This window comes from Njordella aestuarii (assembly GCF_056494165.1).
Genome location: NZ_CM151397.1, coordinates 3,037,482 through 3,060,559, shown reverse-complemented (window position 1 = coordinate 3,060,559; position 23,078 = coordinate 3,037,482). Strand labels below are relative to the sequence as shown.

General features: G+C 50.2%; 17 protein-coding genes. 5 read left to right on the top strand and 12 right to left on the bottom strand.

Annotated elements, in window-relative coordinates:
• Nucleotides 1-10: 10 nt before the first annotated feature.
• The 5 genes from SH451x_RS12000 to SH451x_RS11980 form a co-directional block, all read right to left on the bottom strand.
• The gene (locus SH451x_RS12000) at nt 11-841 is read right to left on the bottom strand and encodes a CheR family methyltransferase (RefSeq protein ID WP_479362694.1); all 831 of its coding nucleotides are present in this window, start codon (nt 839-841) and stop codon (nt 11-13) included.
• 77 nt (nt 842-918) lie between these two features.
• The gene (locus SH451x_RS11995) at nt 919-2,361 is read right to left on the bottom strand and encodes a methyl-accepting chemotaxis protein (RefSeq protein WP_479362693.1); all 1,443 of its coding nucleotides are present in this window, start codon (nt 2,359-2,361) and stop codon (nt 919-921) included.
• 80 nt (nt 2,362-2,441) lie between these two features.
• Complete coding sequence (locus tag SH451x_RS11990) at nt 2,442-2,933, bottom strand: chemotaxis protein CheW (protein ID WP_479362692.1); 492 nt, start codon at nt 2,931-2,933, stop codon at nt 2,442-2,444.
• 342 nt (nt 2,934-3,275) lie between these two features.
• Nucleotides 3,276-3,929 (bottom strand): CPBP family intramembrane glutamic endopeptidase, encoded by a 654-nt coding sequence (locus tag SH451x_RS11985; protein WP_479362691.1) that lies wholly within the window; start codon nt 3,927-3,929, stop codon nt 3,276-3,278.
• A 12-nt stretch (nt 3,930-3,941) separates the two neighbouring features.
• Nucleotides 3,942-4,499, bottom strand: a complete 558-nt coding sequence (locus SH451x_RS11980) for a hypothetical protein (RefSeq protein WP_479362690.1) — start codon at nt 4,497-4,499, stop codon at nt 3,942-3,944.
• 785 nt (nt 4,500-5,284) lie between these two features.
• On the opposite strand from SH451x_RS11980, the gene SH451x_RS11975 reads away from it, so the two are divergent.
• Together SH451x_RS11975 and SH451x_RS11970 are read left to right on the top strand one after the other, a co-directional pair.
• Nucleotides 5,285-7,165, top strand: a complete 1,881-nt coding sequence (locus SH451x_RS11975) for a COG1361 family protein (protein ID WP_479362689.1) — start codon at nt 5,285-5,287, stop codon at nt 7,163-7,165.
• A 127-nt stretch (nt 7,166-7,292) separates the two neighbouring features.
• Nucleotides 7,293-7,580 (top strand): hypothetical protein, encoded by a 288-nt coding sequence (locus tag SH451x_RS11970; RefSeq protein ID WP_479362688.1) that lies wholly within the window; start codon nt 7,293-7,295, stop codon nt 7,578-7,580.
• A gap of 187 nt (nt 7,581-7,767) precedes the next feature.
• Here the strand turns inward: SH451x_RS11970 and SH451x_RS11965 are convergent, their stop codons facing one another.
• A complete protein-coding gene (locus SH451x_RS11965; RefSeq protein WP_479362687.1) occupies nt 7,768-8,817 on the bottom strand; it encodes an iron-containing alcohol dehydrogenase family protein in 1,050 nt (349 codons plus the stop codon).
• 3 nt (nt 8,818-8,820) lie between these two features.
• Nucleotides 8,821-9,483 carry an HAD-IB family phosphatase gene (locus SH451x_RS11960; protein ID WP_479362686.1) on the bottom strand — a complete coding sequence of 221 codons (663 nt, stop codon included), beginning with the start codon at nt 9,481-9,483 and terminating at the stop codon, nt 8,821-8,823.
• Between the two features lie 665 nt (nt 9,484-10,148).
• Between SH451x_RS11960 and SH451x_RS11955 the strand changes: the two genes are divergently transcribed.
• Entirely contained in the window at nt 10,149-10,655 is a 507-nt protein-coding gene (locus SH451x_RS11955; RefSeq protein ID WP_479362685.1) for a hypothetical protein, read from the top strand.
• A gap of 137 nt (nt 10,656-10,792) precedes the next feature.
• Here the strand turns inward: SH451x_RS11955 and SH451x_RS11950 are convergent, their stop codons facing one another.
• Nucleotides 10,793-11,020 carry a hypothetical protein gene (locus tag SH451x_RS11950; protein ID WP_479362684.1) on the bottom strand — a complete coding sequence of 76 codons (228 nt, stop codon included), beginning with the start codon at nt 11,018-11,020 and terminating at the stop codon, nt 10,793-10,795.
• 97 nt (nt 11,021-11,117) lie between these two features.
• Between SH451x_RS11950 and SH451x_RS11945 the strand changes: the two genes are divergently transcribed.
• Nucleotides 11,118-11,921, top strand: coding sequence for an RNA polymerase sigma factor (locus tag SH451x_RS11945; protein WP_479362683.1), 804 nt, complete (start codon nt 11,118-11,120; stop codon nt 11,919-11,921).
• 33 nt (nt 11,922-11,954) lie between these two features.
• Nucleotides 11,955-15,146, top strand: coding sequence for a serine/threonine protein kinase (locus SH451x_RS11940; RefSeq protein ID WP_479362682.1), 3,192 nt, complete (start codon nt 11,955-11,957; stop codon nt 15,144-15,146).
• A gap of 159 nt (nt 15,147-15,305) precedes the next feature.
• Here the strand turns inward: SH451x_RS11940 and SH451x_RS11935 are convergent, their stop codons facing one another.
• From SH451x_RS11935 to SH451x_RS11920, 4 genes are all read right to left on the bottom strand, one after another.
• On the bottom strand, nt 15,306-16,580 hold the full coding sequence (locus SH451x_RS11935) for a mechanosensitive ion channel domain-containing protein (RefSeq protein WP_479362681.1): 1,275 nt from the start codon (nt 16,578-16,580) through the stop codon (nt 15,306-15,308).
• A gap of 183 nt (nt 16,581-16,763) precedes the next feature.
• Complete coding sequence (locus SH451x_RS11930) at nt 16,764-19,076, bottom strand: ankyrin repeat domain-containing protein (RefSeq protein ID WP_479362680.1); 2,313 nt, start codon at nt 19,074-19,076, stop codon at nt 16,764-16,766.
• 79 nt (nt 19,077-19,155) lie between these two features.
• The gene (locus SH451x_RS11925) at nt 19,156-20,505 is read right to left on the bottom strand and encodes a DUF1552 domain-containing protein (RefSeq protein ID WP_479362679.1); all 1,350 of its coding nucleotides are present in this window, start codon (nt 20,503-20,505) and stop codon (nt 19,156-19,158) included.
• Nucleotides 20,502-22,883, bottom strand: a complete 2,382-nt coding sequence (locus tag SH451x_RS11920) for a DUF1592 domain-containing protein (protein WP_479362678.1) — start codon at nt 22,881-22,883, stop codon at nt 20,502-20,504. The genes SH451x_RS11925 and SH451x_RS11920 overlap by 4 nt, the downstream gene beginning before the upstream one ends.
• Between the last annotated feature and the right edge of the window lie 195 nt (nt 22,884-23,078).

The following is a 23,078-nucleotide window of genomic DNA, read 5'->3' as shown; positions in this document are numbered from 1 at the left end:
ATACTCAGGTTCATGGTATCTTGCGGTATAAAAAAGTCGAAATCTTCTGCAACGGTGCCAGCATGTCGTAAACGCCTTCCGAAGGCCCAATAACTAAGTATCCTCCGGCGACCAAACTGCGTTGAAGATGGTCGATCACGACTTGTTTAGATGCCTTGTCAAAATATATTAAAACATTGCGTAGAAAGATGCAGTCAAACGGCGGGCCGCTCATCGGCTCCATTAGGTTATGGTGCTTGAAACTCACTATCTCGCGGACATTTTTTTTGATCTGCCAATGGGATTTGTTTTCAAGCTGGGTAAAAAAACGCTTCCTGCATGACTCATCGACTCCTTCCATTGCTCGTGGACCGTAGATCCCCGCCCTCGCTAGCTTCAACACTTGTTCGCTGATGTCAGTGCCAACAATTTGTAAACTAATGTTCAAAGTCTTCTGCGACGCCTTTCGCAAACAAATCGCCAGCGAATACGCTTCCTCGCCCGTGCTACAGGCGGCAGACCAAATTCGCAACGACTTTGGCTTGCCTTCACTCAACTCATGTCCCGCTATTTCGTCAAGAAAATCTCCTCGAAACCAATCGAAATGAGTTGATGTTCGGAAAAACGATGTCTCGTTGGTCGTGATAGCGTCAATAAAATGTTCTAGTTCGCTGGCCCCATCTTTTGAGGTCAATAGTTTGTAATAGCTGTCGAAGTCATCTATCTTGCATGCACGCAGTCGTCTACGAATTCGATTGCTAACGAGTGTTACCTTAGAATCATCAATCCTGATACCGCTCACGCGATATATGAACGTCTGAAACAGCTTCAGTTGTTTCGACGTTAATCGTTCAGGTTCCATTGAAACTAAAGTTCCTTTGACGCTTCCCGCCTTTGGACTGTGATTGACTAACTTTTGCTTTCGTCTTGATGGGGTTCTCAGACGCGGAATTTAGCTACCAGATCTCTTAAACTTTGCGCCTGAGCCCCCAGTTCTTCTGCGCTGGCCGCCATTTCTTCTGCTGCTGCGGCATTCGACTCTGTCGTTTCAGACACACTTCGAATCGCAAGCTTCACTTGCTGCGCACTTTCGACTTGCGATTCTGTCGAGGCGGAAATTTGTGAGATCCCTTCCGCTGTCTGATCAACCGCGTTTACAATGTTTCGAAGGGCAGCACCGACTTTCTCTGACAGCATCGCACCTTCTTCAACACGGCGTGACGACTCTTTGATTAACTGCGTAATCTCTTTGGCCGCTTCGCTAGAACGCTCTGCTAATTTTCTCACTTCGTCGGCAACAACTGCAAAGCCAAGTCCGTGCTCGCCCGCTCGAGCAGCTTCTATGGCTGCGTTTAGCGCCAAGAGATTTGTTTGACTCGCAATCTCACTGATGACTTGGATAATGTCATTGATTTGCTCGCTGGATTTTTGAATCATTTTCATGGCGTTCACGGCTTCTTCTACCGCAGAACCACCACCTTTAGCTAAACAAAGAGTTTGTCCAGCTTGAGACTTGGCTAAACGTGTGTTTTTTGAAATAATGTCGATAGAATCAAGCAACTGTTCCAAAGACGATGTTACCTGCTCGACGGAGGCGGCCTGCGTCTGAGCGCCTTCGCTTAAGTTGGCACTGCTTTCCGCAATAGTTCGAGCGCCTTCGTTTTGTTGCTGCGCTGCTTCCACGACTTCATTGATCAAATTCCGCAGGTCGCATAACATTTTTCGCATGCTGGACGCCAGACGTCCAAGATCATCATCGCCTTTGATTGAAATCTCACGCGTAAGATCGCCTTGCGCTGCTGCAACGACCGAATGCATCAGTGACTCAACCTTTTCTTCCGTTTCAATCGCCTCCTGCTCACGACGTGCTTTTAAGTCTTGCTCCTGGGCTTTTGACTTTTCTATTTCTGTAATCACATCCCATGTGACCATCGGACCAAGATACGCACCGTTGCTGTCCCGCAATGCTGTAACGTTGAGATCCAAAATCTCATCGCCCAAAGTGATCTTGGCGCGGTGAGGCAAGTTGTTCGGATCCGAGACCATAGCTCGTTGATGTTCAGGACGTGAGTGAAAAATATCAAAAGACTGCCCAACAATTTCTTCGACACGGCAAGGCAGCAGATGTTGCAGCCGCTGCAAGGCGCGAATCGAAGCTGGGTTCATATATCGAATGATGAAACTTCGATCCGAGACGATGATTCTCGTCGGCACGTTCTCAATGATCTGAGCAAACGTACCGAGAGCAAGACCAGCATGCGTCGTCGCCGCCTTCGTCGACGAAGGCACTCGTCGCCGCGTTGCCTTCGCACGTTTCGGAGCTTCGTTGGATAACGTTTCAGTCGTATCGCTTTTACCAGGTCTTGATGCTCGCTTAGCCATGATCGGCTCCCGTATTCTTTCCAAGCTGTAGTGCTAGATGAGTGAATGTTCTTGTTTTTCTAAATCGGCCCGAAACGCAACTATGATTTGGGAAACGCGATCATTCCCACTTGAGCAACCTGTTCAAGTTTTTCAGGTGAAAGCAGTTCATCAATCTCTAGTATGATTACGAGCAAGCCACTAACTCGAGCAAAACCCGAAATGTAGTGTGCTCCGTGACTGGTTACTGTTTCCGGGGCAGCTTGAATCGTATCATCAGGAATCCGAACAACCTGCGACACGGTATCAACGGTGCAGCCAATTGTTCGTGACCCAACGTTGACTACGATGGTGCGAGTATCAGCGTCAAACTCTTTCTGTGGCATCCGAAAAAGTCGGCGCAGATTAATGATCGGAATGATTGAGCCGCGCAGATTCGTGACCCCTTCCACATAATCTGGCACTTGTGGAGTCTTCGTCACCTGATCAAGGATGACGATCTCCTGAATCTGTTCGATTCGAAAAGCATAATCCTGGCCGGCTAGCCGAAATGCGACAAACTGCGAAACATGTCGCGACAACTTTTCAGCCATTACGTCACCTGAAGACTGCACAGCACTCACACATCAACTTTCACTCGCCAAGATAAACAAAAGACGCTTTCGATTATATTTACTGCGAAAAATCCCACAATGAATTAGTGTCCAGTTCGGGCAAGCGACAGTCGTTCAAGCAATTTTCTCCAACTTTTTCATCAATTCGATTCGATTTCAGCTCCAGATCGACACAGAGGCGAGCTGCTCGGAAAGAACCTCGCCGCCTTGATCGCGTCCCACGAGCTCCGTTTTAGTACCAACCAACCCTTCATCTCCGCGATCGCACTTTTGTATGTCGTTTACGCGAAGCGACTTTTAATCGCGATTGTGCCACTTATATCATACGAAGTGATAGGTAAAAATCACACTGTTGTAGAGCAAGTGGCTGATAATCAATGGCCAGATGCGACGTCGCCTTAGGAAGTATGTCCCCAACAAAAGACTGACGAAAAATGCCCCAACTCCGTCCTTCCAGCCTTGATGCAGATAATAACAGCTAAAAAGTAACGCAGAAACGACGACAGCCATTGCACCTGAGCCAAAGAGCGTCTCGAGACGTGGAATCAAAAAGACACGCATGGCGATCTCCTCTGCAAAACTGTTAAACAAGATCGCTGCCAACGCAAGAAACATCAAGCTTCCACCAGTTCCATAAAAATTGCCAGCGTTCGATGGCCCAGTTGAATCTTCGACACTTGCTTCGTCGACGATTGTGTCTGCGGCAGAACCGATAGCAGCTTCGTCTTCATAGCTCGATGCGGGCGACTGGCTGACGACATCTAACGCCAATGGAACTGATACGCTGATAAGAAACACCATCAAAACGAGCGCACATCCAGCAACCAGATCTAACTTCGGAGTGATGGGAACAATGCCAAGCTGCTTCCAAGACGTCGACGTAATGACAACAATGACAAGAACACCGAACAGAACAATTAGCGACTTGACGATGAAATAATAAAGATCGTCCGCATCCCAATAGTCTTGATACATGATCAAGTCGTTCTATCGAGCTCCAGCGCCAACCAGTGGCCACCACGCCAAAGCTAACACTAAGCCAATCTCAAAACAAAGCCAGCCCTTTGAATTCGTATAGCGTTCTGCAACCAACGTCTCATTCAAAAGACGCGGAAGTGTCGCCTGTAACTTTTTTGGAAATATGTACCCAGGTGGCACCGGGAAAGTGTTGTCTTCCGTCGAAGCAGGTACATCAAGATTGCAGTTGCACGCCGGGCAATGATCCACACCATTTTCGCGTGAAACGCCGATCGCAATCTTCGCCCCACATTCGTCGCAATCGAATCGTATCTCCCGCACTAAGTCTTGAGAGAGAGTTTCGTGCTGTTCACGTTCAAAGACATCGTAAATCTGCTTTGCTCTAGCACTATCGTCTGTTCTAACTTTGACTTTGAATCCACCCGTTGCGATTGTCAGCAGAAAGTGCATTGCACCCAACTGCTCGTTATCCAGCACGCTTTCAATGTCTTCATCTTCTAAGAGAAGTTGAAAACGTCGAGCCATCGGCTCGCGATCAAACGCCGCAATCGTTACTAAGTCGGGCATGTTCCCAATCATCCTAAAGGACCGGTGCGATGCATAACGTTGCTTGACCGGTTACCGAGCATTCCAGAATCGCGAGTATTTCTATTCTAAATGACGTTTGGCGACAAGTATCACCGCACGTTACTGAGCCTTTTACTACGTTATGGCCAATCGTGGCCATTCGCTGCATCGGAGACCTCCTAAAGATGTTGCCGATTCTTGCGACATGCGTCTACCAATTTGGCCTTTCATTATCCAGTTCGATATACACTTTTGCCCGCCCGACCGCCAATCAGTCCTACCGAACTTGGAAACGCTAATAGAGAGAATGTTAGAACGCATGAAAAATCATTGACAGCTTTCTTCAATGGAAGCAACCGTTATCGAATCAAAACAAAGAGTCCTGACACCTTTCTTTGAGTCGTTTTCGACCAAGCTGTACTTTGAAGCCACAATTGAATTCCACGCTGGCGAGAATTCTTGCTGTCTAGTTTTTATTAGAAGGCAACGTCGGCTAAATACGGTAAAGAAGGGCTTAACATCCAGAGCGGTATGACCTTTGCCCAGGAGAGCCCACCATGGGTAGCGTTGAACAAGACAGCTTGAAACGCTTTTCACGCCCAGCGAACAACGCCTCAAGTGCAAAGGCCTGCGGCCTGACTAACCCGACAGTCAAGATGGACGTTGGAAAGTCTAAGCGGTCCTTGGTAATTCAATTTTTCCATACGAGAAGCGTTCGTTGTTCGCGTTTTCACGATTCTCCAACGCCCCACACGGGGCAGTCTAAAACATAGAGGAATAGCCGTATGAGACGATTTAATTATCTTAAACTTAGGCTCCGACATGCAACCGCAATCGCTGCAAGTCTGCTGACAATCTCCAGCACCGCCATCGCACAACAAACGTCTGAAGCCGGTCGCCAAACACAGACAGCTCGCACAGGAGACGGATTACTTTCAATTGAAACATCCTTCCCAGAGCAAGTTCGCGCTAACGAACAATTTGATTTCGACGTCACGCTGACAAACTCGACAGACAATATGGTGTTGCATGACATCAAATTGAAGCACAAGGGCGATCAGGGTATAAGCATCGAATCGGTCAAGGGTGACGATCAGGCATCGAATTCGAAAAAAGAAAGTAGCCAATCCACCAATGATGCGGATCATGCATCTGATGCCGCTGCCAGGTATGACCGTGAAGCTGATAGTAATACGACGAATAGTAATACGAACAAGGGAAATCGCGGACAAGCCAAGGATTCGTTAGCAATCTCGAAACTTGAACCCGGCGAGTCGAAAACTCTGATTGTCACAGCATCGGCCGATCAGGAAGGTGCAGCCAATGCATGCTTGATGATTGAATCGTATATGCCAGCGCTTTGTCTGCAAACGCAAGTCGTAAAACCAGACTTGAAGATCACGAAAACTGCTCCAGACCGCGTTACCCAGTGTGATGTTATTGAGCTAACCTATACCGTGACGAACGATGGAACCGGTCCTGTTGGCGAGTTCGAAATCATCGACGAGCTTTCAGATGGCATCAAGACCATCGATGACCAGAACCGCTTGGCTTTCAAAGTCGATAATCTTCGCGCAGGCGACTCACGGCGGTTTGTCGCGAGAGTCTTTGCTACTAGAACCGGCGAGTTTAGAAGTCGTGCTATGGCTCAGGCAAGCCAAAGCGAACTTAAATCCCGTAGTCAAAACGTCGGCCCCCAAGTAGTTGGAACGGACCTCGAGGTAAACGTCGAATCGAACGGCACCGTTTATAGCAGCCGCCCCGCGATGTTTACGGCTCGGATAATGAATCATGGAAACGCCGCAGCCGAAGATGTACGCGTTCAAGTTCGCTGGCCCGAAAAGGCTCGTTTAGTCAATATCAGCTCGCCTCGCCTTATGAACCAACAAAATTCACAACAAAGTACTGCCACTCAAGAGAATAGTGATGCGGAACGCAACCAGCCAGCAAACGCCCAATCGGAAACTGTGTTAGAACAACAGGCCAACAGCGACACGGACAATTTAGCTAATCGCGATAACGAACCCGGGAGTGAGCAAGTTGCTAACCGAGAACAAAACACGCAAGCGAAGCAGAATAACATTGCAATGGACCAAGAAGAGATGACCATCGATCGTTTGGAACCAGGCCAAGCCGCTGAGTTCACGTATACCATTGCTATCCAAGGGATGGATCAAGTTCCGACCCGTGTAGAGGCAACGTCGATTTGTGCTATCGAAGGATTCCAGGACTCTGATCAAGCAGATGTTCGTACTACTGCACAAGGTATGGCGACCGCAGAAGTTATCCGACTTCCTTCACTTCAAGTGTATGCACTTGATGACGTCGACCCTGTCCCTACCAACAAACAGGTCACTTACACTATCAATGTGAAAAATGAAGGCGATGCAAGTGACAATAAAGTTCGTGTAACTGCCACTCTTCCAGACGAACTGGAGTTTGAGAGCGCCAACGGACCGACCGAGCACGAGCAAACTGATAACCGAATCACGTTCGATCCGATCAACACGCTGGAAGGCGGTCAAGAAGTCGGGTACACCATAACAGCGACTGCGAAAAGCGAAGGGAATGTAAAACTGCAGGTGCAGTTGGAAAGCGAAGCACTCAGTTCAACTGTAAGAGTCGCTGAACCGACGCAGCTCTTCAACGCCCAAGCGTCGAACTAGTACCGAACGCTGCCTCGCGGCCCTGCGGTTGCGTATTGGCAGGGACCGCACAAGATTCATAACTTTTCCCGGGTTGTTCTGATACGTTGGAACGGCCCGCTTACGAATACTTTCAAGGAGCTTTTCCATGATACAAAAACTTTTAGCGAGTAGCACACTTTTGATGCTTTTCACAGCTGGCTGCGAAAGCACAGATACCGAGGACATCCGAGTCGTGCCAGGTGCCAGTACCGACGCGAATGTCGATCCTTCTCATGATCATGCTAGCGTTGAGGACATAATCAAACCAGTCGAACCGGCAGAGCCTGTCGAGCCAGAGGCGCCGATATCCACACCCAACCCGACGCCCACTCCAAATGATGGGACCGATGAAATCGCAAACCCTGCGGTCGAAGAAGTTCCAAGCGGTTCTTAAAACGTGGACGGGGTGCATCGACCCTGCCGATTGCCACCCGCACAGGTTCGTAAGTGTATACTTGGTAAGGGATTTTCAAAAGGTTGGCTGCGAGTGACGCGTTGGGGCGTCGCTCGCAAACAGTTCATGAGTACGATTCAAGTGAAAGTGCCTATCGGCTTCGAACTATTGCGAAGCCGAGCAATCATCAAACGATACAGCGGGAGAGATTGGCATCGTTTGCTAATAGATCTTCCACCTCTGGCAGAACGTTTCGACTTGACAAGATCGTGTAAAAGGATTGTTTTATTGAAGGCGCCAACCGCACAGCCTCAATCCATTCTGATTTCGAAAATGGATCTGCCATTATTGTCTGCCAAAATCCAGTGGTTCGAAAAAGTTGGTCAATAACAGCATGATTGTCTGATTGCAATCGACTAATCAGATAGCTTGCAACGCCGACCTGCAGCCCGTGCAACCTCGGGCGCTGCGAGATTTGATCCAACGCGTGTGAGATCAAATGTTCGCTACCACTGGCGGGTCTTGAGGAGCCGCTCATCACCATTGCAACTCCGTTCATCATCAACGCAGTCGCAAGTAGTCGCATTCCAACGATGTCAAAAGTTGGATGACTGAGAAACGCATGCACGGATCCATCGGATAACAACGCTGCAAAATCGTCTACCGGTTCATTACACGCATGAAAGGCGAGCTTCCAATCCCGCACAGCCGTAAACTTGGCCACTAAATCGCCGATTCCGGATAGTGTCAGCTCCTTGGGAGCTTGTCGACAGACTTCCGTATCGATGACTAAGCCATAAGGAATGGTTGCCGGTAAGGAGCGACGTTTACCTCGGACCAACAAGCTTGATTGGGGGCTGCAGAACCCATCGTTCGACAATGATGTCGGCACTGCAAAATAAGGTAGGCCGGCAATGAAAGCTGTGTATTTCGCTACATCCAACGCGCGGCCACCACCAAGCCCGATAATAGCTGAAGCTTGGCTTGGAAGTTGGGAGAAGCGATCGATAACCGACTCCAGTGACAGCTCCGACGCCTCCAACCAACCGACTGCCTGAATTGATTTGCTTTCCAAGCTTTGCCGAGCCCGCGTCATCAGTGAACTAATGAGCCCATCGCTATGGATCACTACGACACATTTGTGTTGTGCTCGTTCTAGGTATATTCCTAGCCGATCGAGTGCTCCGTCTTTGACGCGAACTAAGGTCGGCAAACTAATTTGAGTACGAAGGGGCATATCTCAGATGTTTCTTAAGAGTTGCTCTGCAATATCTGACCAGACGTCGAACTTTCGGAATTCAAGTCCATCCCGTTGTAACTGTTTTGCGAGATCTCCACGTGCGAAACGTAGTGACCTGTCGACCAATCGAGCTGCTTCGGCATCTGGAAAGCCATCGCCTGCAAACGCCACAGAATAGCCTTGTTCAAGCCAATGCGAAACAACGCCAGCCTTATCGACGCCGATCGTTGGCGAAAGGAAGCGATCGCTTGCCGGAAGACTCATTTGTAATCCTTTACCAGGAATGAACACGCCTGGATTGGCGTAGACTTCGAGCGAGACGCCAGCTCTGTCGAGTAGATAATTGATATACCAGTCGCAACCTGCTGACGTGATCACCACCTTCCATCCAGCCTGGGCGAGAGCGGCCACAGATTTTGGAAGTTGCGGATCGATCTCCATGTCATTTACCATCGAGAGAACTTCTTCCTCGCTCGCCTCGATACTTTGAAAGTAGGCTTGAAGAGCTTCGAAGTGCGTCATTCTTCCTTGACGATAGTCTGTCCAATAGTTGGGACAACTTGCCGGTATTACCCGTTCAATCGCCAGCAAGTAAAAATCATGCCGCGTCATCGTACCGTCAAAGTCAGTAACCAAGACTCGCGGCCCATCTTTTTTAACCATAGCGAAAAGGTGTCAGGACTCGTTTTTAAATATTCGCAAAATACCAGCTTATTCATCGCAAAACCGGACACCGTCTCGTCAAAACGCAGACATGGTGTCGCAGATCCACCAAGCTCCCTAGTATTTAACCGGCAATACGGTTTTCTGAATAGTCGTAAGCCCGGTTGCGAACTCATCCAGTGCCAGCCCAGTAAGGATCTTTAGCCACGATGCAGCATCAAGATTTCGTTGTATACATTCGCAGTCCGAACGGCTCCCTTTCAAGCCAACCATGACGTCGCAATGCTCTTGAGGACCAACTAGTTGATCTTTGTTAAGACAACGCTATTAGCTCAGGTCCTGTTTTGAAGCGAACTCCCCGCAGGACGCAACGTCCTCAAGCTCAGTGAAGCTATACTACATGCGCCGTGAATTCCGGAGACCGGAGTTTCTGCCTAATGTCGTTGAGGTATTTCATAATGCAATATCTGAAAAGCCTTTGGAGTTGTGTGACGCTGAGATGCAGAGGTTTTATCAAAATTGATCGTTTGCATTTAAGCGACTCGACTTCTGCTGTGCCGCACGATTCCAGCAGGTCTCGTGCTGTGCGCCGGATATTTGCTGTCGGGGCGATACTGGCTTGTGTTACAACACCATCTCTCTGACAGCAATTAGATTGCAGTGAGATGCGTGCATCGGAGACAGAACCGCGATTCCTCGATGGTTTTTTCCCCATTGGAGTCTTTTCACAACATGCGCCTGCTCTCGAGCAATGGAAGAATCGCGGAATTAACACAGCTTTAGAAACACCGCAAAACCACGATCCTGTCGAATGGGATCAAATGGCACAGCGCGTCGGCCTACGTGTGATCCGTAGACCACTTCCTAACCCAAGCGACTATATTGGACGCGAGGATCTTTTAGCGTGGTCCCATTGGGACGAACCAGATGCTTCCGGACGCATCTTTGAATGGACGCCCATGTTCGAAAAGACGTACGATGAGTGGCGTAGCATCGATCCAAATCGAAAAATTTTTATCAACTTTGCGGGGCCGGACATAAGTTGGTTTGTTCCTCGGAACGACGAGTACTCTCGAAAGTACGCAGCTTTTTACCCGAGGCTGGTTGCAACGGCAGATTGGATTGCCAGCGATCTCTATCCTTGCGCGGGCTGGTTGAATCAAGCTCACTAGAAACGTCGCGGCGATGTAACGCTTATCACCGAACCATCGAGCTATATTCACAAGCTTGATCGCGACAGCGGAAATTTTCGACGCGAATACCGGTCCCAGTTTCCGGTGCAGCGATTATCGAGAAATCGGCGAAAAGTTCAGCTCGAATCGCTCAAGAAAGTACGATTGGGGTAAGGAACTGGCCGCCAAATCCCCCAGCTTCGAAATAAAATTGCGATATCTAAAACTTTTTCTGTCACGACTTCGACTGATCGAGATATGGGGTGACGGGCTCGATCATCATCGTATTGATAACCACGTCCTATCAATCCGCAACAATATGAATCATTCGTTTCTGCTAGCAACACAGGTTTACGTGTTCTCATCAGGTTCATCCCGTGCAGAATCGTTTTATCGATGTGATACGATTAGCTGCAAGTCAATCGCAAAATAGCGTCTAGCGATGTTAAAGAAATAACGTTTATGAATGACAGCGACCCACAAGCTTTGCGTATAGATGGAATTCCGACTGAATTGTCGGGAGTGTTACGTGCGATTGGCAGGCCCGTGCCTATTCCCAAATCAGACGATCCGCCTGAGGTGCAAGACCGCTTAACCAACGCACGTGCGCAGCAACTGCACGCGCGGGAGCTATTTTTAAAGCGTTATCAAGCCGCCATCCGCGCTTACATTGCGACCATTCTGCGCCAGCCCGAAGCGGTCTCGGCAGTGTGGGATTCGTTTGTCGACAAATGGCTCAATGGCAAACTGTCTGGGTATGAACCCGAAAAAGGGGAGTTTCGCAAGTATCTCAAAACGGTGTTGCGCAATGATTGCCGAGCCTATTGGATTCAAGCTCGCAGGTCAGAACTTGACCAGCGGCTGGATACCTCTTACGAAGATCAACTTGACTTGCAGGCCAATGCTTCAGCGGCATTTGACCGAGAGCTACAGCAAGATATTTTGCGTAGCGCGCAACGTGCCATTCTCGCAAGGGATCCTCGCAGCCATGAGTTGATCATGTTTCTTTCCGAAAATGAAAATGCAAGTCAGGTAAGTTCGCAACAAGTCGCGAATTTTTTGTATGCGCGCTGTGGCGAGGAAGTCACGGTCTCGCATGCCAGGCAGCTGAAGCATCGTGCGCGAGAAATGTACACTCAACAGATTATCGCGCAAGTCTCGCTGCTGTTGGACTCGCACTCGCTGACCGAAATTGAAGAGACGCTTTCGGACTTAGGCTTGCTTCGCTTTTGTCGCTCTGCCCTTCAAGCTTTAAAGTCAATCTAACTGCTTTAGTATGTTAAGGCATGATCTATCACGATGAATAATAACGATTATCCGCCGCAGTCGCCTGCATCGCCCGTAGATGACAGTTCTTCGCAAAAGAATACGGAAGAACAGTTGTTGGATGTCACTGCCGATCTAAGCGGCGGTGCATCTTCAAAATCAGGCACTGCATGGCCCGCCTTCGACGTGCAACCCACGGCGGAACATTCGGACTCCGACCATCAGACAATTGCAAAAGCTGCTAACGCTGCTAATTGGCCCAATATCGATGGTTATGTCATTCAGGAGTATTTGGGTGGCGGCGGTTTCGGAGATGTCTACCGGGCGCATTCGGTCAAGCTAGGCGGACCAGTTGCGATCAAAATTCTGAAGCCGCGGTTCAATGCAGACCAGAAGGTAGCACAGCGTTTTCAAATTGAGGTCCAAGCCGCAGCTCGCACTCGCCATGCCCACATCGTCCAAGTACTGGATACCGATGTTGCGCAAAATCCACCCTATCAAAATTGTCGCTACCTAGTAACGGAATACTTATCCGGTGGCGACTTTGGGCAGTGGATGCGAGCGAATTTTGCAAGCGCTCCGCTAGCCAAAAGCAAACTAGTCGATGCTGTTCGAATTCTGGTGGGTGTCTGCCGAGGCTTGGAAGCAATTCACCGCAACGGCATCGTGCACCGCGACTTAAAGCCTGAGAATGTTCTGCTAGACCAAGAAGGGAACCCCAAGCTAGGCGATTTCGGTCTGTCCGTTTTTCATCAAGAAGAGAATTTGCGGTTAACAGGCACCGATCAAATCTTCGGCACCTTGCCTTACATGTCGCCCGAACAAATCCTGAGTACGAAGAATGCCGTACCAGCGTCCGATCAGTATGCTTTTGGCGTGATGCTGTATGTCATCTTATTTCGCTTGCGACCTTGGCAAAGCAAACCAGCGGATGACCAAGAGCGAAGCCGCATCTTGTCCAATTTGAAATCGCAGCCTTCGCTACCGACGGAAGCAAGGTCAGTGGTTGATCCGGAGTTGCGTAACATCTGTCTTCGCTGTCTGCAGCCTTTGCCTGATATGCGTTATCCGTCAACGACTGAACTTCGAGAAGCTCTCGAAGCCTGGTTGCATGAGGATAAACATGCGGGAACAAAAACAACGGTTAAGCGAAGTAAGAACGTTATCCATTGGGCTTTGCCGACCGTGCTGCTTGGAGTCCTCTTATTGGGTGCTGCCGCTTTCATGATTTGGAACCGTCCATCGAAGGTAGCCGAAGGACCAAACGCGAGAAATGACCAAAGTGCGCCATCCGAACTTCCATCGGACTCAGTGCAAGAACCAAAGGTTGCTACGGCGTTACCGAGCAAGGTATCTGACAACGAGATCATCCGATTCGTCGAACAGGTTGGTGGTCGCATCACTTTGAACGATCCGCCTCTGGCGTCGATCAATCTTGCGACTCTGCAGGCCCCGCCTCCGTTGGCCGGCAATACGGTGCACTTCGATCTGCGCCGCTCGCCTGGATATCCAGACAAGTCATTCAACAATCCTGAATTGAAAGAATTCGCTAGGCTAATGGCCAGTCGTCCGGACATTCGAATAGGCGTCCTTTTTCTAGATAGCGGAATCACAAACTCAGGTCTTCTATCCTTGCGTGAACTGCCCATTCAAGAACTCTTGGTCCATCTAACGCACTGTGATTGCGATGCGATGGCAGGCGAGCTATCCCAGTTCCAAGTTACAGATATGGACGTTGGTGCATTGCTCAGCTCCCGAGGCTTGCCAACGATCATGCAGAATCCGAACCTCAAGGGAATCTCCTTGGATGCAGGTTTGATCGATATGAAGTCTCTTGCAGTCTTGGAGAATTCTACGATAGAACGACTGCAAATATTCGGTGGAAAGAATCGCCAAGTACCAAATCCAGAAGTCTTCCAGAAGCTTAAATCACTACGAGATTTATACTTGCCAATGTACGGCTTGAACCAACAGCAGGCCGATGAATATGAGAGAAAGTTACCTGGAGTCAAATTGCATTTGACCAGTTACGCAGATCGTCTGCCCGCCCGCACTTTGTATCCTGAGACCGACCAGCAAATACTCCAACTCGTCGAATCCTATAACGGATATATCCAACACAATGGACCCAATGGCTGGTCCATGATTCACGCGGCAGACTATCCACAACTAAACTCTCGATTGATGAGCGTCAACCTCACGGGGCAATGGGGTTTCAATGATGAAGCGCTGATGAAACTTGCTGGACTTTTGAAGGTGCGCCCCGATCTGCGCTTGCTTACTCTGCATTTATCCGGTACTTCCATCACCAATACTGGTCTTCGGCACTTAAAAGGAATCCCGATCGATCTACTCTTATCACACGTGGATGGACACGATTTAGCTCCGGAGATCGGCGAGTTTCGAATCAAGCAGTGGGCGTTTGTTTCGATTTTGCGTCCAGCTGACGCTATTGAATTCTTAAAGTCACCCTGGATAACGAAGTTTGACTTCTTGCCGCAGAATCTCAATGCAGACGTGATCGAAGCCATCAACCGCAGCGGATTGAAAGACATCGTGATTCTCGCTGATACCGATTCGATTCTTGAAAAGATGGATCTGCTCGGGCAGTTGAAAAAGTTGGGACGCTTGCATGTTGGAGGGAAAGCAGAAATCCCTGAAACTTGGTTAGATGAACTTCATCACAAGTTACCATTCATGGAATTGATAGATGCGCAGCGCAATAAGACGCGAGCACCGAAGCTAGACTCCATTCGTGAGCTATTGCAAGGAACAAGTGTCATTTCGTCAGGAGACTTTGCTCTGCTCGCCAATGACTTACCTGAAAATTATACGCTAGAGTTCAACATCCGTCGCATGTCGGGCGATAAAAGTGGATTTGCGATACGTTTTCCGATCGGGGACTCGGCAGCCGATCTGCATGTTGCTTGCTGGCCGGAATCGGGATACATCAGCGGTATTTCGATGGTAGACGGTGTAGCTGTTCCATCGCGAGCGGATAAGGTTGTCGGCGATCTGTTTGCCGATGACAAGGACCATCACTTGAGATTGGCAATCTCGCCCGATTCGATTCAGTTAGACGTGGATGGTACAAGCTATATCACCTGGCAAGGCGACCCATCGCGACTGACACCTCACGACTACTTTCGAAAGGACGTCGAGCTCTACCTTTGGTTCTTCTCTCAATTTGAAATCTCAAACCTGATGCTGAGCACCTCAAACTAGACTCCGCCGCTCAACTCCTCAGAAAAGGTGTCAGGACTCGATTCGAGTTGGTGCCCGCGAGCTTTGAGGAAATTCGCTGATTTCCTAGGGTCAAATGGAGTTTCGCTGTCTATCGATCACTCGTTCTAGCTGACAATCGGACTTTCCGGGAATTAACTTTCAGTTGGAATCATCTGCGGAAGATCGCTCGTTGAAGATTCCAAGATTATCATCCTTTTTGAAAGTGATGGTTCGGTATGGAAACGGAATCTCAATGCCAGCGTCGTCCAGCGCGCGTTTGATTGCGCTCACAACTTCGTCACGACTGCGGCGGATATCGATGGGCTTGGAACCTGTCCACCAAGCCACTTCGAAGTTAATGCTCGAACTGGCAAACTCCTGCGCGAACACTTCAACTGTACGCTTGCCTTCAACGGAGTCGCATGATTGAACTGCCTTCAAAATGACAGAACGTGAAGCGTCTACGTCTTCACCATAGGCGACTCCGCAAATGATTCGGACTCTGCGTTGCGGCATGCTCGTCAAAACGTCGACGTTATTTTTGAACAAAGTCGCATTGGGTACGACGGACAATTCACCATCCAGTTTTCTAACCAACGTGTTGCGGATCGTAATCTTGCTGACTTGACCAGTTACCTCTCCACAAGTTATGAAGTCGCCGGGATCGAAAGGGTATCTCCACAGAATCAAAACGCCGGCGAAGAAATTTCCGAAGATGTCTTTGAACGCAAAGCCCACGGCGATGGAGCCAAGGCCGAGGACGGTTAGTGCCTTGGCGGGTGTCATACCCGGAAATGCAACGACTGCAGCGATCATTAGGCCAACCACCCAGATGCCAATCGAAGTTAGCTGATGAATTAGATCCTTAAGACTTGTTCGCATCCCACGTTTGCTAAGAACCCGACGTATCGACCAGCCAACTGCTTTAACAACAAAGCTGGTAAGGACCAAAAACATCAGCGCCGAAAGTATTAATGGTGACCTTACAAGAAAGTCGGTCCAGAGCGCATCAAGTGATGTACTGATGATGTTTTTCGTTGATTCAAAATCGACTGCTTGGTCGACGGTAAGCTGATTTATTACGGCGACAACATCTTCAGTTCGCCCTGCGATATGCGCAGCCCATTGACGATGCTCTTCTGTATCAGCTTGACCAACGATAGTCACGATACCGCTCTCAAGCACAACGTCTGCGTCGGTTAGCCAGCCCGCCTTGCTAGCAGCTTCATAAATTCTCTTCAATCGACTTCGGATTGCATCGTCGTCGACAACATCCGCGACGGCAACCACTTCACCTGATGTGCTTTCATTATTAGGGGCATCAGCCTCGATCGACCGCTCTTGTGCGATTATTGGCGTCGCCAAAAAAATTGACAGCAGCCATAAACTGCAACAAGCGACTCGAGCGCGATTAATTTCGATTATCACAATCATAACATTTGTTGTTAGGCTTCAAAGGACGTCAGAATTTTTTGTTGAACGACAGAATTCTCCATGAAAACGTGTGAAACTGCTGTGCAAAGACGATACCAAAACGCACAAAAGCCTGCCTATAAGCTTCCTTACCCAGAAACAGAAGTCTGGAACACGCCTGTGGTAAATCTGAAAGTCTTACGTCTATTCGTCGGAATTACGGTGCAAGTGCTTGTCAAGAAACGATTTGATCAGTCGCATCCGCGTTTCATCGTAGAACGCGTCTTCGCCGTGTTGGCCGCCGTGGACTACTTCGAACTCAACTGGTAGGTTGAATTCCCGATAGCGGCCATGCAACTCGTGCGATTGATTGATGGGAACTTGTGGGTCCTGGTCACCATGTACAAGCAAAAGCGGAGGGTCTTGGCTGTCGATGTGAGACACTGGACTTGCAAGCCTCGCTAACTCAGGACTATCCTCGGGTTGTGCTCCTAACAGCAGTTGCAGTGCAGGAACGCGTACGTCCAGACCATGAGGCGTCGACTGTTGCAGGATGGTTGCAAAGTTTGTAGGACCATACAAATCAACTATAGCATCAACACGCGACGATTCGTCCAGACAATCGCCAATCGTTCCTTCGAGCTGTTTATGTTCGTTAGTAACACCAACTAAGGCCGCCAGATGTCCTCCCGCGGATGAGCCAGCGATCGCAATTCGGTCAGATCGATATCCATAACGCTTGGAAAGAGAGCGAAGATAACGAATCGCAGCCTTAATATCATGGACTTGCGCCGGGAACAGCGCTACGGGACTTAGCCGGTAATCGACGCTCGCGACGGTATAACCCGACTTAACAAGTTCACCAAGCGGCATTTCTTCTTTCGAACCACTTCGCCAAGCACCACCGTGTATCCAAACGACGAGCGGCGAATTGGAAGCGTGAAGCGGGAAATGCAAGTCCAACCGAAGCTGGGTTTCACCCACGGTCGCATACTCGATGTCTTTCAAAATCCAAGGTTGGTCGGCGTTTTTCGACGCCGACCAACTGCGTTCATGAGAGCCGAGTCCGCTGCCGTCGTCGATCGATACGCCCGCATCGGTCATGACACTCTGTAGAGCAATGATCGTTTCTGGTGACGGGCGAAAGTTACCCGGTCGATAACCGATCGCAATCTGCAGCGGCGTCCAGCCAGCGCGATTCGAGCGATTCCATACCTTGACATCAGCGCCATGATCGTAGAGAGCCTTTGTTAGAACGGGCAGGCTTTGATAGGCGGCACCGTGCATAACGGTTTCACCGTTTTGATCAACGGCATTGATGTCTGCACCAAGGCGAAGCAAGTATTCAACCGTCGCAAGGGTTTCTTCTTCGGTTCCTGCGGATTCATCGCCGTCCCCCAGAGCGCCGACACCTGACGCCGCCAGCAAGGGAGTCGTGCCGTCGACATTTGGGATCGTCACATCCGCTCCGAGCTCAACAAGCAATTTCATCAGAGGCAGGTCGGATGCTTGAGCGGCCAGCAAGAACGGAGTTGAACCGCTGTAGCTGAAGCGCCCGAGTTCCGATTTGCCATTCTCAAGTCTTGCGTCTAGATCAGCTTGTGCTTCGCTGAGCAGGCGGACCATATCGAGACTGTTGTATTTCCCTGAACCGCGGGGCGAGGGATCTCCGTCGCCGCGAATCGGTTTTCGAACCCATGTGATAACATGCAAAGCGGTATGGCCCGACGGTGCAGCGTTCGGATCGGCGCCTGCTTTGAGCAACGTTGCGGCCAGCTCAAAGTGACCGTTCTCGACCGCTAAAATCAAGGGCGTGAGTCGCAAACGGCCGTTTCCGAAGCGAACGCTTTGCTGCGTTTGGAAAACTTCGTTGACATCGCAACCTGCTTGAAGCAACCTCAATGCGACATCGGTTTTGCCTTGCCTAACAGCGAAAAGCAACGCAGAGAAACCAGAGCGAAGTTTCGCATGCACATCGGCTCCAGCGTCGATGAGCGCGTCTACAACTTCCAGATGCCCTTGAGCCGCCGCCCACATCAAAGCCGTCTGACCTTTCTGTTCGGTCGCATTGACATCAGCCCCTTTATCGATCAGCAGCTTGACAGGAGCAAGTCGCCCGGTTCTTGCCGCAGTCATAATCGCCGTCTCACCGCCAGGCAGACTTGAATTGGCATCGGCTCCATTCTCAAGCAGCAGGCTGACAAGCCTTTCTTCCCCGCTTTGGCATGCAAGCGCCAGTGGAGTCACCCCGTAGCGATTCGTTGCTTGAACATGGGCGCCCGAAGCGATCAGTCGCTGAGCCTGATCCAGCGCGTTGTGATGAATCGCCCAATGCAACGCCGTCATCCCGTCAGCTTGTGCTTGATTTGCATCGCTATGCTTATCGAGCAACGCTTGAAAGGTCTCGATATCGCGTGCTTCCATTGCATCCGCAAGTGATGGTTCGGCTGCGGCGACTGGCCGAACATAGCAAAGTGCCAGCAGGAGATAAATTCCGAGGAGTCTTTCGATTCGCATCTTGATCACGACTTCAGGGTTGCGATTTTGATTTGATTGGTGCGGCGGTTGCGTTGGATAACGCGACGCTCAAGTTAAGTTAAACGGGAAGAGGTTCGAACAGTTCATCAAAACGCCCGCTGCTATCTGCGAAGGCATCCAGGTGGACGCCGACTTTATCTAACAGCGACAAATGTAAATTCGCGAGCGGTGTTGGTTCGTTGCACTGGATGTGACGACCGCCTCGCATTTTGCCGGCCGCTCCGCCTGCTACAATGATGGGAAGGTTTGTATGGTCGTGCACATTAGGATTGCCCATACCGCTGCCGTAAAGGTAGAGCACGTTGTCGAGCAGCGAACCACTTCCTTCGGGGGTCGATTGAAGTTTCTCGAGGAATTCGGCAAAGAGCGATACGTGAAAATGATTGATCTTTGCCATCTTGGCGATCTTCTCGGGATCGTTGCCGTGATGCGTTAGCGGATGATGAGAATCATTCACGCCAATTTCGGGATACGATCGATTGCTGGTCTCTCGTGCCAACTGAAATGTTACAACGCGCGTAATATTGCCTTGCAAAGCGAGCAGTTGCAAATCGAACATCAACCTCGCATGATCTGCGTACGAAGCGGGCACACCCGTTGGACGATCAACGTCTGGCAAAGAGTTTTCTGCCGCAGCAGCTTCGGCGCGTTGGATACGTTGTTCTACATCGCGAACGGAATGAAGATATTCGTCGACTTTTCGCTGATCACTTGGTCCTAACGTACTCTTGAGTCTCTTCAATTCGTCCGAAACCGAATCGAGCAAACTCGCCTTTTCACGCATCGCTTCACGGCGAGCCGTTGCGTCGCGACCTTCCCCAAACAGTCGCTCAAAAACGATACGGGGATGGGCTTCAGCCGGTAACGGCGTTGTCGGCGATGACCACGAAAGGTTGTTTTGATAAACACATGCGTAGCCGTTGTCGCATTGTCCCACGACCGACAGCAGATCCATAGAAAGCTCGAGCGACGGAAGTTGCGTATCATGTCCGATTTGAGCCGCCGCAATTTGATCAACAGTCGTCCCTAAATGATAATCCGTGCTCTCGGTCCGTTTCGCCTTGGCCGCGCTCAGGAAAGAAGAGTTCGATGTAGCATGTGTACCCGGGTAAGCGTTTTTTAACTCAAGATTGGATACGATACAAACATTGTTTTTAACCGGAGCTAGTGGCATGAGAGTCGGCGATAACTCATCAAGGCGATCGGTTCCGGGCGGTGTCCAGCGTGTCACATCGCATCCCATCGGCATATAAACGAAACCAAGCCGCCGTAGTTGAGTTGCACTAGCAGGCGTTTGTGCGACTGCGGTCATCGCTGGGATCATGGCGTCCAAGAGCGGCAGCGAAAGCGCGGTCCCGAACCCTCGTAGGAACGTCCGCCGAGGCAATGCTTTTCGCGAAATGATCATTGTGATTTCCTCATCTGAAATGGAACGCTCTTTGTAATTTGCAACACGATATCCGAGAAGCGATAGTTCGATCGTTCGGCTTCGCTAACAATGTGACGCACTGCAGGTGCATCGAAGTGTTCTAAGCCGCGACCTAACGCGAAAGTCATCAGCTTTTCAGTCAGCGTTTGAACAAACAATTCTGGACGCTTCAATAATCCTTGTTCGAGGCCGTCGATTCCGTCAAATTCGTCACCGTCAGGCAGCCCACCAGACACGTCGAGCGGTCGACCGTCTTCCATTTCACGCCAACGCCCGATCGCATCAAAATTCTCAAGTGCAAAGCCAACCGGATCCAGCAAATCATGACAAACCGCGCACGCTTCATTTTCACGATGTTTCTGCAATCGTTCGCGAACCGATAGCGAGGCAGATACAGTGTTGTCCTCCAGGGCTGGCACATCGGGAGGTGGTGGCGGCGGTGGATTTCCCAAGATGTTTTTCAATACCCAATGTCCACGAATCACGGGCGAAGTTCGCGTCGCGTACGAGGTCACCGTCAAGATGCTGCCATGTCGCAACAAGCCGCCGCGGTGGCTCGCTTCGTTTAACGAGACCCGACGAAAATTGCTGCCGTAGACATGTTCAATTTCGTAATGCTTGGCAAGTCGTTCATTGAGGAAAGTGTAATCCGACTTGATCAAGTCGAGCACGCTGCGATCTTCGCGCACGATGCTTTCCAAGAAGAGTTCCGTTTCGGTTCGCAATGCTTGCCGCAGATTGTCATCGAAATCAGGATAGAGCCTCATGTCGGGAATGACGGAATCCAAATTGCGCAGATAGAGCCACTGACCAGCGAAATTGCGAATCATTGAGTCCGACTTTTTGTCTGCAAGCATTCGTCGCACTTGCGATTCAAAGATGTCAGGCTCTCGCAGCGTCCCGTTGATCGCGAGGCCCATCAGTTCGTCATCCGGTATGCTGCTCCATAAAAAGAACGACAGTCGCGATGCCAGCTCGATGGGCGACAGTTGATATGCTGTCTCGGGTGCAATTCCTGCTGGCTCGCGTTCGATGCGGAACAGAAACTGAGGGTTCACGAGTATAGCGCAGAGCGCCCGTTCGATTCCGGCATCGAAGCCACCGCTGGCGTGTCCTTCGCGATAGAAAGTCATCGGCGACTCCAAATCGTCGGCTGTGACTTCTCGTCGATATGCTCGACGCATCAAGTTCGACAGAATCGTCTCCGCGCACTTGAGTTCTTCGTCAGGTTTCTCTGGGTAGCAGATGAAAACACGTTCGCGACTAGGGGTCTCTCCGCCCGCTTGTCCGTTGAAGGGCCCACGAATTGTGACTTGATAGACGGCTGGCTCAATTCGTGGATGTCGGTAGTAATTAAAGTGAACATTCAGCGGTTCACGCGCAGTTTCAAGGAGCGAAGAAGAGTTCTTTGCAAAGACAACGGCGATATCGTGCGGGCCTGCCTTGATTGGAACTCTGGCAATCAAGTTTGCGTCAACGACTTTATCGCTCTGGCCGCGCGGTGGCGGGGCAATTGTGAACGATTTCGCTGGAGCTCGATCAACTAGAAAATCGAGTTGATGTTCGCCACGCATTCCTTCGAGTTCTTCATTGCGATCGCGCATCAGCCAAGCTTGAATTTCGTATTCACCATCTTGTGGGAACGTATGACGAACCACAGTTCCACCGCGTGAACCGATGGGAGTGCCTGGCAAGTGGGCGTCTTGCGTGACGTCGGGTGGAACGCGAAACGTTTTTTCTGCTGCAGGTTCGACTCGGACACCGATCGCTAATCGACTGATCTTTTGCGCCGCCGAAACATAACGATCCAGCAGCACCGGAGATAGTCCCGTGACCGTGATGTTGTCAAAACCATGGCTCGACTCATCGGCCGGAATCAAGTCGCTAGCATCTATATCCAGGGCCAAGAGATCTCGAATCGCGTATTGATATTCCGTTTGAGTCAGGCGTCGGAAAGAATCCGTTCGGCCAGGGTCGGGTTCCGACGCTGCTGCATGGTCAAGCTTATTAACTAAGCGAACAATCGTATCGTCGTAGTCGGCTTCACTGGGGCGAGCATTACCGACTGGTGGCATCTGTCGAGCCGAAAGTTTGCGAACGACCGACTCCCACGGCATTGCGCGTAATTCGACTGGCTGTTCGAGCAGCTCAACGAGTGACAAACCGCCTTCGCGATTCTCTGGACTGTGGCAATCGACGCAGTGAGACTTTATGAAGTTGGCGATATGAGGATCAGCTTGGGAATTGCCGCTGCTGGATAATGAAGATTGCGCGACCAGAGTTGACGAAAGCAGAAGTAGGACGAGCAAACTGCGGGTTCGTCGAAACGTTGGCGCACACTTATATAGGAGAGTCATTGTGCGGGTCGATAGAAGGCAAGAGGCGGGAAGCCCGAGAGGACTTGGTTCGAATCTAACGCAACTACTAGTATGAGGGCTGGCGTGGTGAAAGGCAAGCTAACACGTGAAGGTTCGTAAATATCCCGCGGACGAGCGAACATGCGTATACTCACCTTCGGCAAGAACCGTACGTCAGGAAAGGGCGGATTCTCG

What these genes read in the sequence shown, in the direction of transcription:
- SH451x_RS12000 (WP_479362694.1), bottom strand. Translation starts at nt 841, where the DNA reads ATGGAACCTGAACGATTAACGTCGAAACAACTGAAGCTGTTTCAGACG.
- SH451x_RS11995 (WP_479362693.1), bottom strand. Translation starts at nt 2,361, where the DNA reads ATGGCTAAGCGAGCATCAAGACCTGGTAAAAGCGATACGACTGAAACG.
- SH451x_RS11990 (WP_479362692.1), bottom strand. Translation starts at nt 2,933, where the DNA reads ATGGCTGAAAAGTTGTCGCGACATGTTTCGCAGTTTGTCGCATTTCGG.
- SH451x_RS11985 (WP_479362691.1), bottom strand. Translation starts at nt 3,929, where the DNA reads ATGTATCAAGACTATTGGGATGCGGACGATCTTTATTATTTCATCGTC.
- SH451x_RS11980 (WP_479362690.1), bottom strand. Translation starts at nt 4,499, where the DNA reads ATGCCCGACTTAGTAACGATTGCGGCGTTTGATCGCGAGCCGATGGCT.
- SH451x_RS11975 (WP_479362689.1), top strand. Translation starts at nt 5,285, where the DNA reads ATGAGACGATTTAATTATCTTAAACTTAGGCTCCGACATGCAACCGCA.
- SH451x_RS11970 (WP_479362688.1), top strand. Translation starts at nt 7,293, where the DNA reads ATGATACAAAAACTTTTAGCGAGTAGCACACTTTTGATGCTTTTCACA.
- SH451x_RS11965 (WP_479362687.1), bottom strand. Translation starts at nt 8,817, where the DNA reads ATGCCCCTTCGTACTCAAATTAGTTTGCCGACCTTAGTTCGCGTCAAA.
- SH451x_RS11960 (WP_479362686.1), bottom strand. Translation starts at nt 9,483, where the DNA reads ATGGTTAAAAAAGATGGGCCGCGAGTCTTGGTTACTGACTTTGACGGT.
- SH451x_RS11955 (WP_479362685.1), top strand. Translation starts at nt 10,149, where the DNA reads ATGCGTGCATCGGAGACAGAACCGCGATTCCTCGATGGTTTTTTCCCC.
- SH451x_RS11950 (WP_479362684.1), bottom strand. Translation starts at nt 11,020, where the DNA reads ATGAGAACACGTAAACCTGTGTTGCTAGCAGAAACGAATGATTCATAT.
- SH451x_RS11945 (WP_479362683.1), top strand. Translation starts at nt 11,118, where the DNA reads ATGAATGACAGCGACCCACAAGCTTTGCGTATAGATGGAATTCCGACT.
- SH451x_RS11940 (WP_479362682.1), top strand. Translation starts at nt 11,955, where the DNA reads ATGAATAATAACGATTATCCGCCGCAGTCGCCTGCATCGCCCGTAGAT.
- SH451x_RS11935 (WP_479362681.1), bottom strand. Translation starts at nt 16,580, where the DNA reads ATGATTGTGATAATCGAAATTAATCGCGCTCGAGTCGCTTGTTGCAGT.
- SH451x_RS11930 (WP_479362680.1), bottom strand. Translation starts at nt 19,076, where the DNA reads ATGCGAATCGAAAGACTCCTCGGAATTTATCTCCTGCTGGCACTTTGC.
- SH451x_RS11925 (WP_479362679.1), bottom strand. Translation starts at nt 20,505, where the DNA reads ATGATCATTTCGCGAAAAGCATTGCCTCGGCGGACGTTCCTACGAGGG.
- SH451x_RS11920 (WP_479362678.1), bottom strand. Translation starts at nt 22,883, where the DNA reads ATGACTCTCCTATATAAGTGTGCGCCAACGTTTCGACGAACCCGCAGT.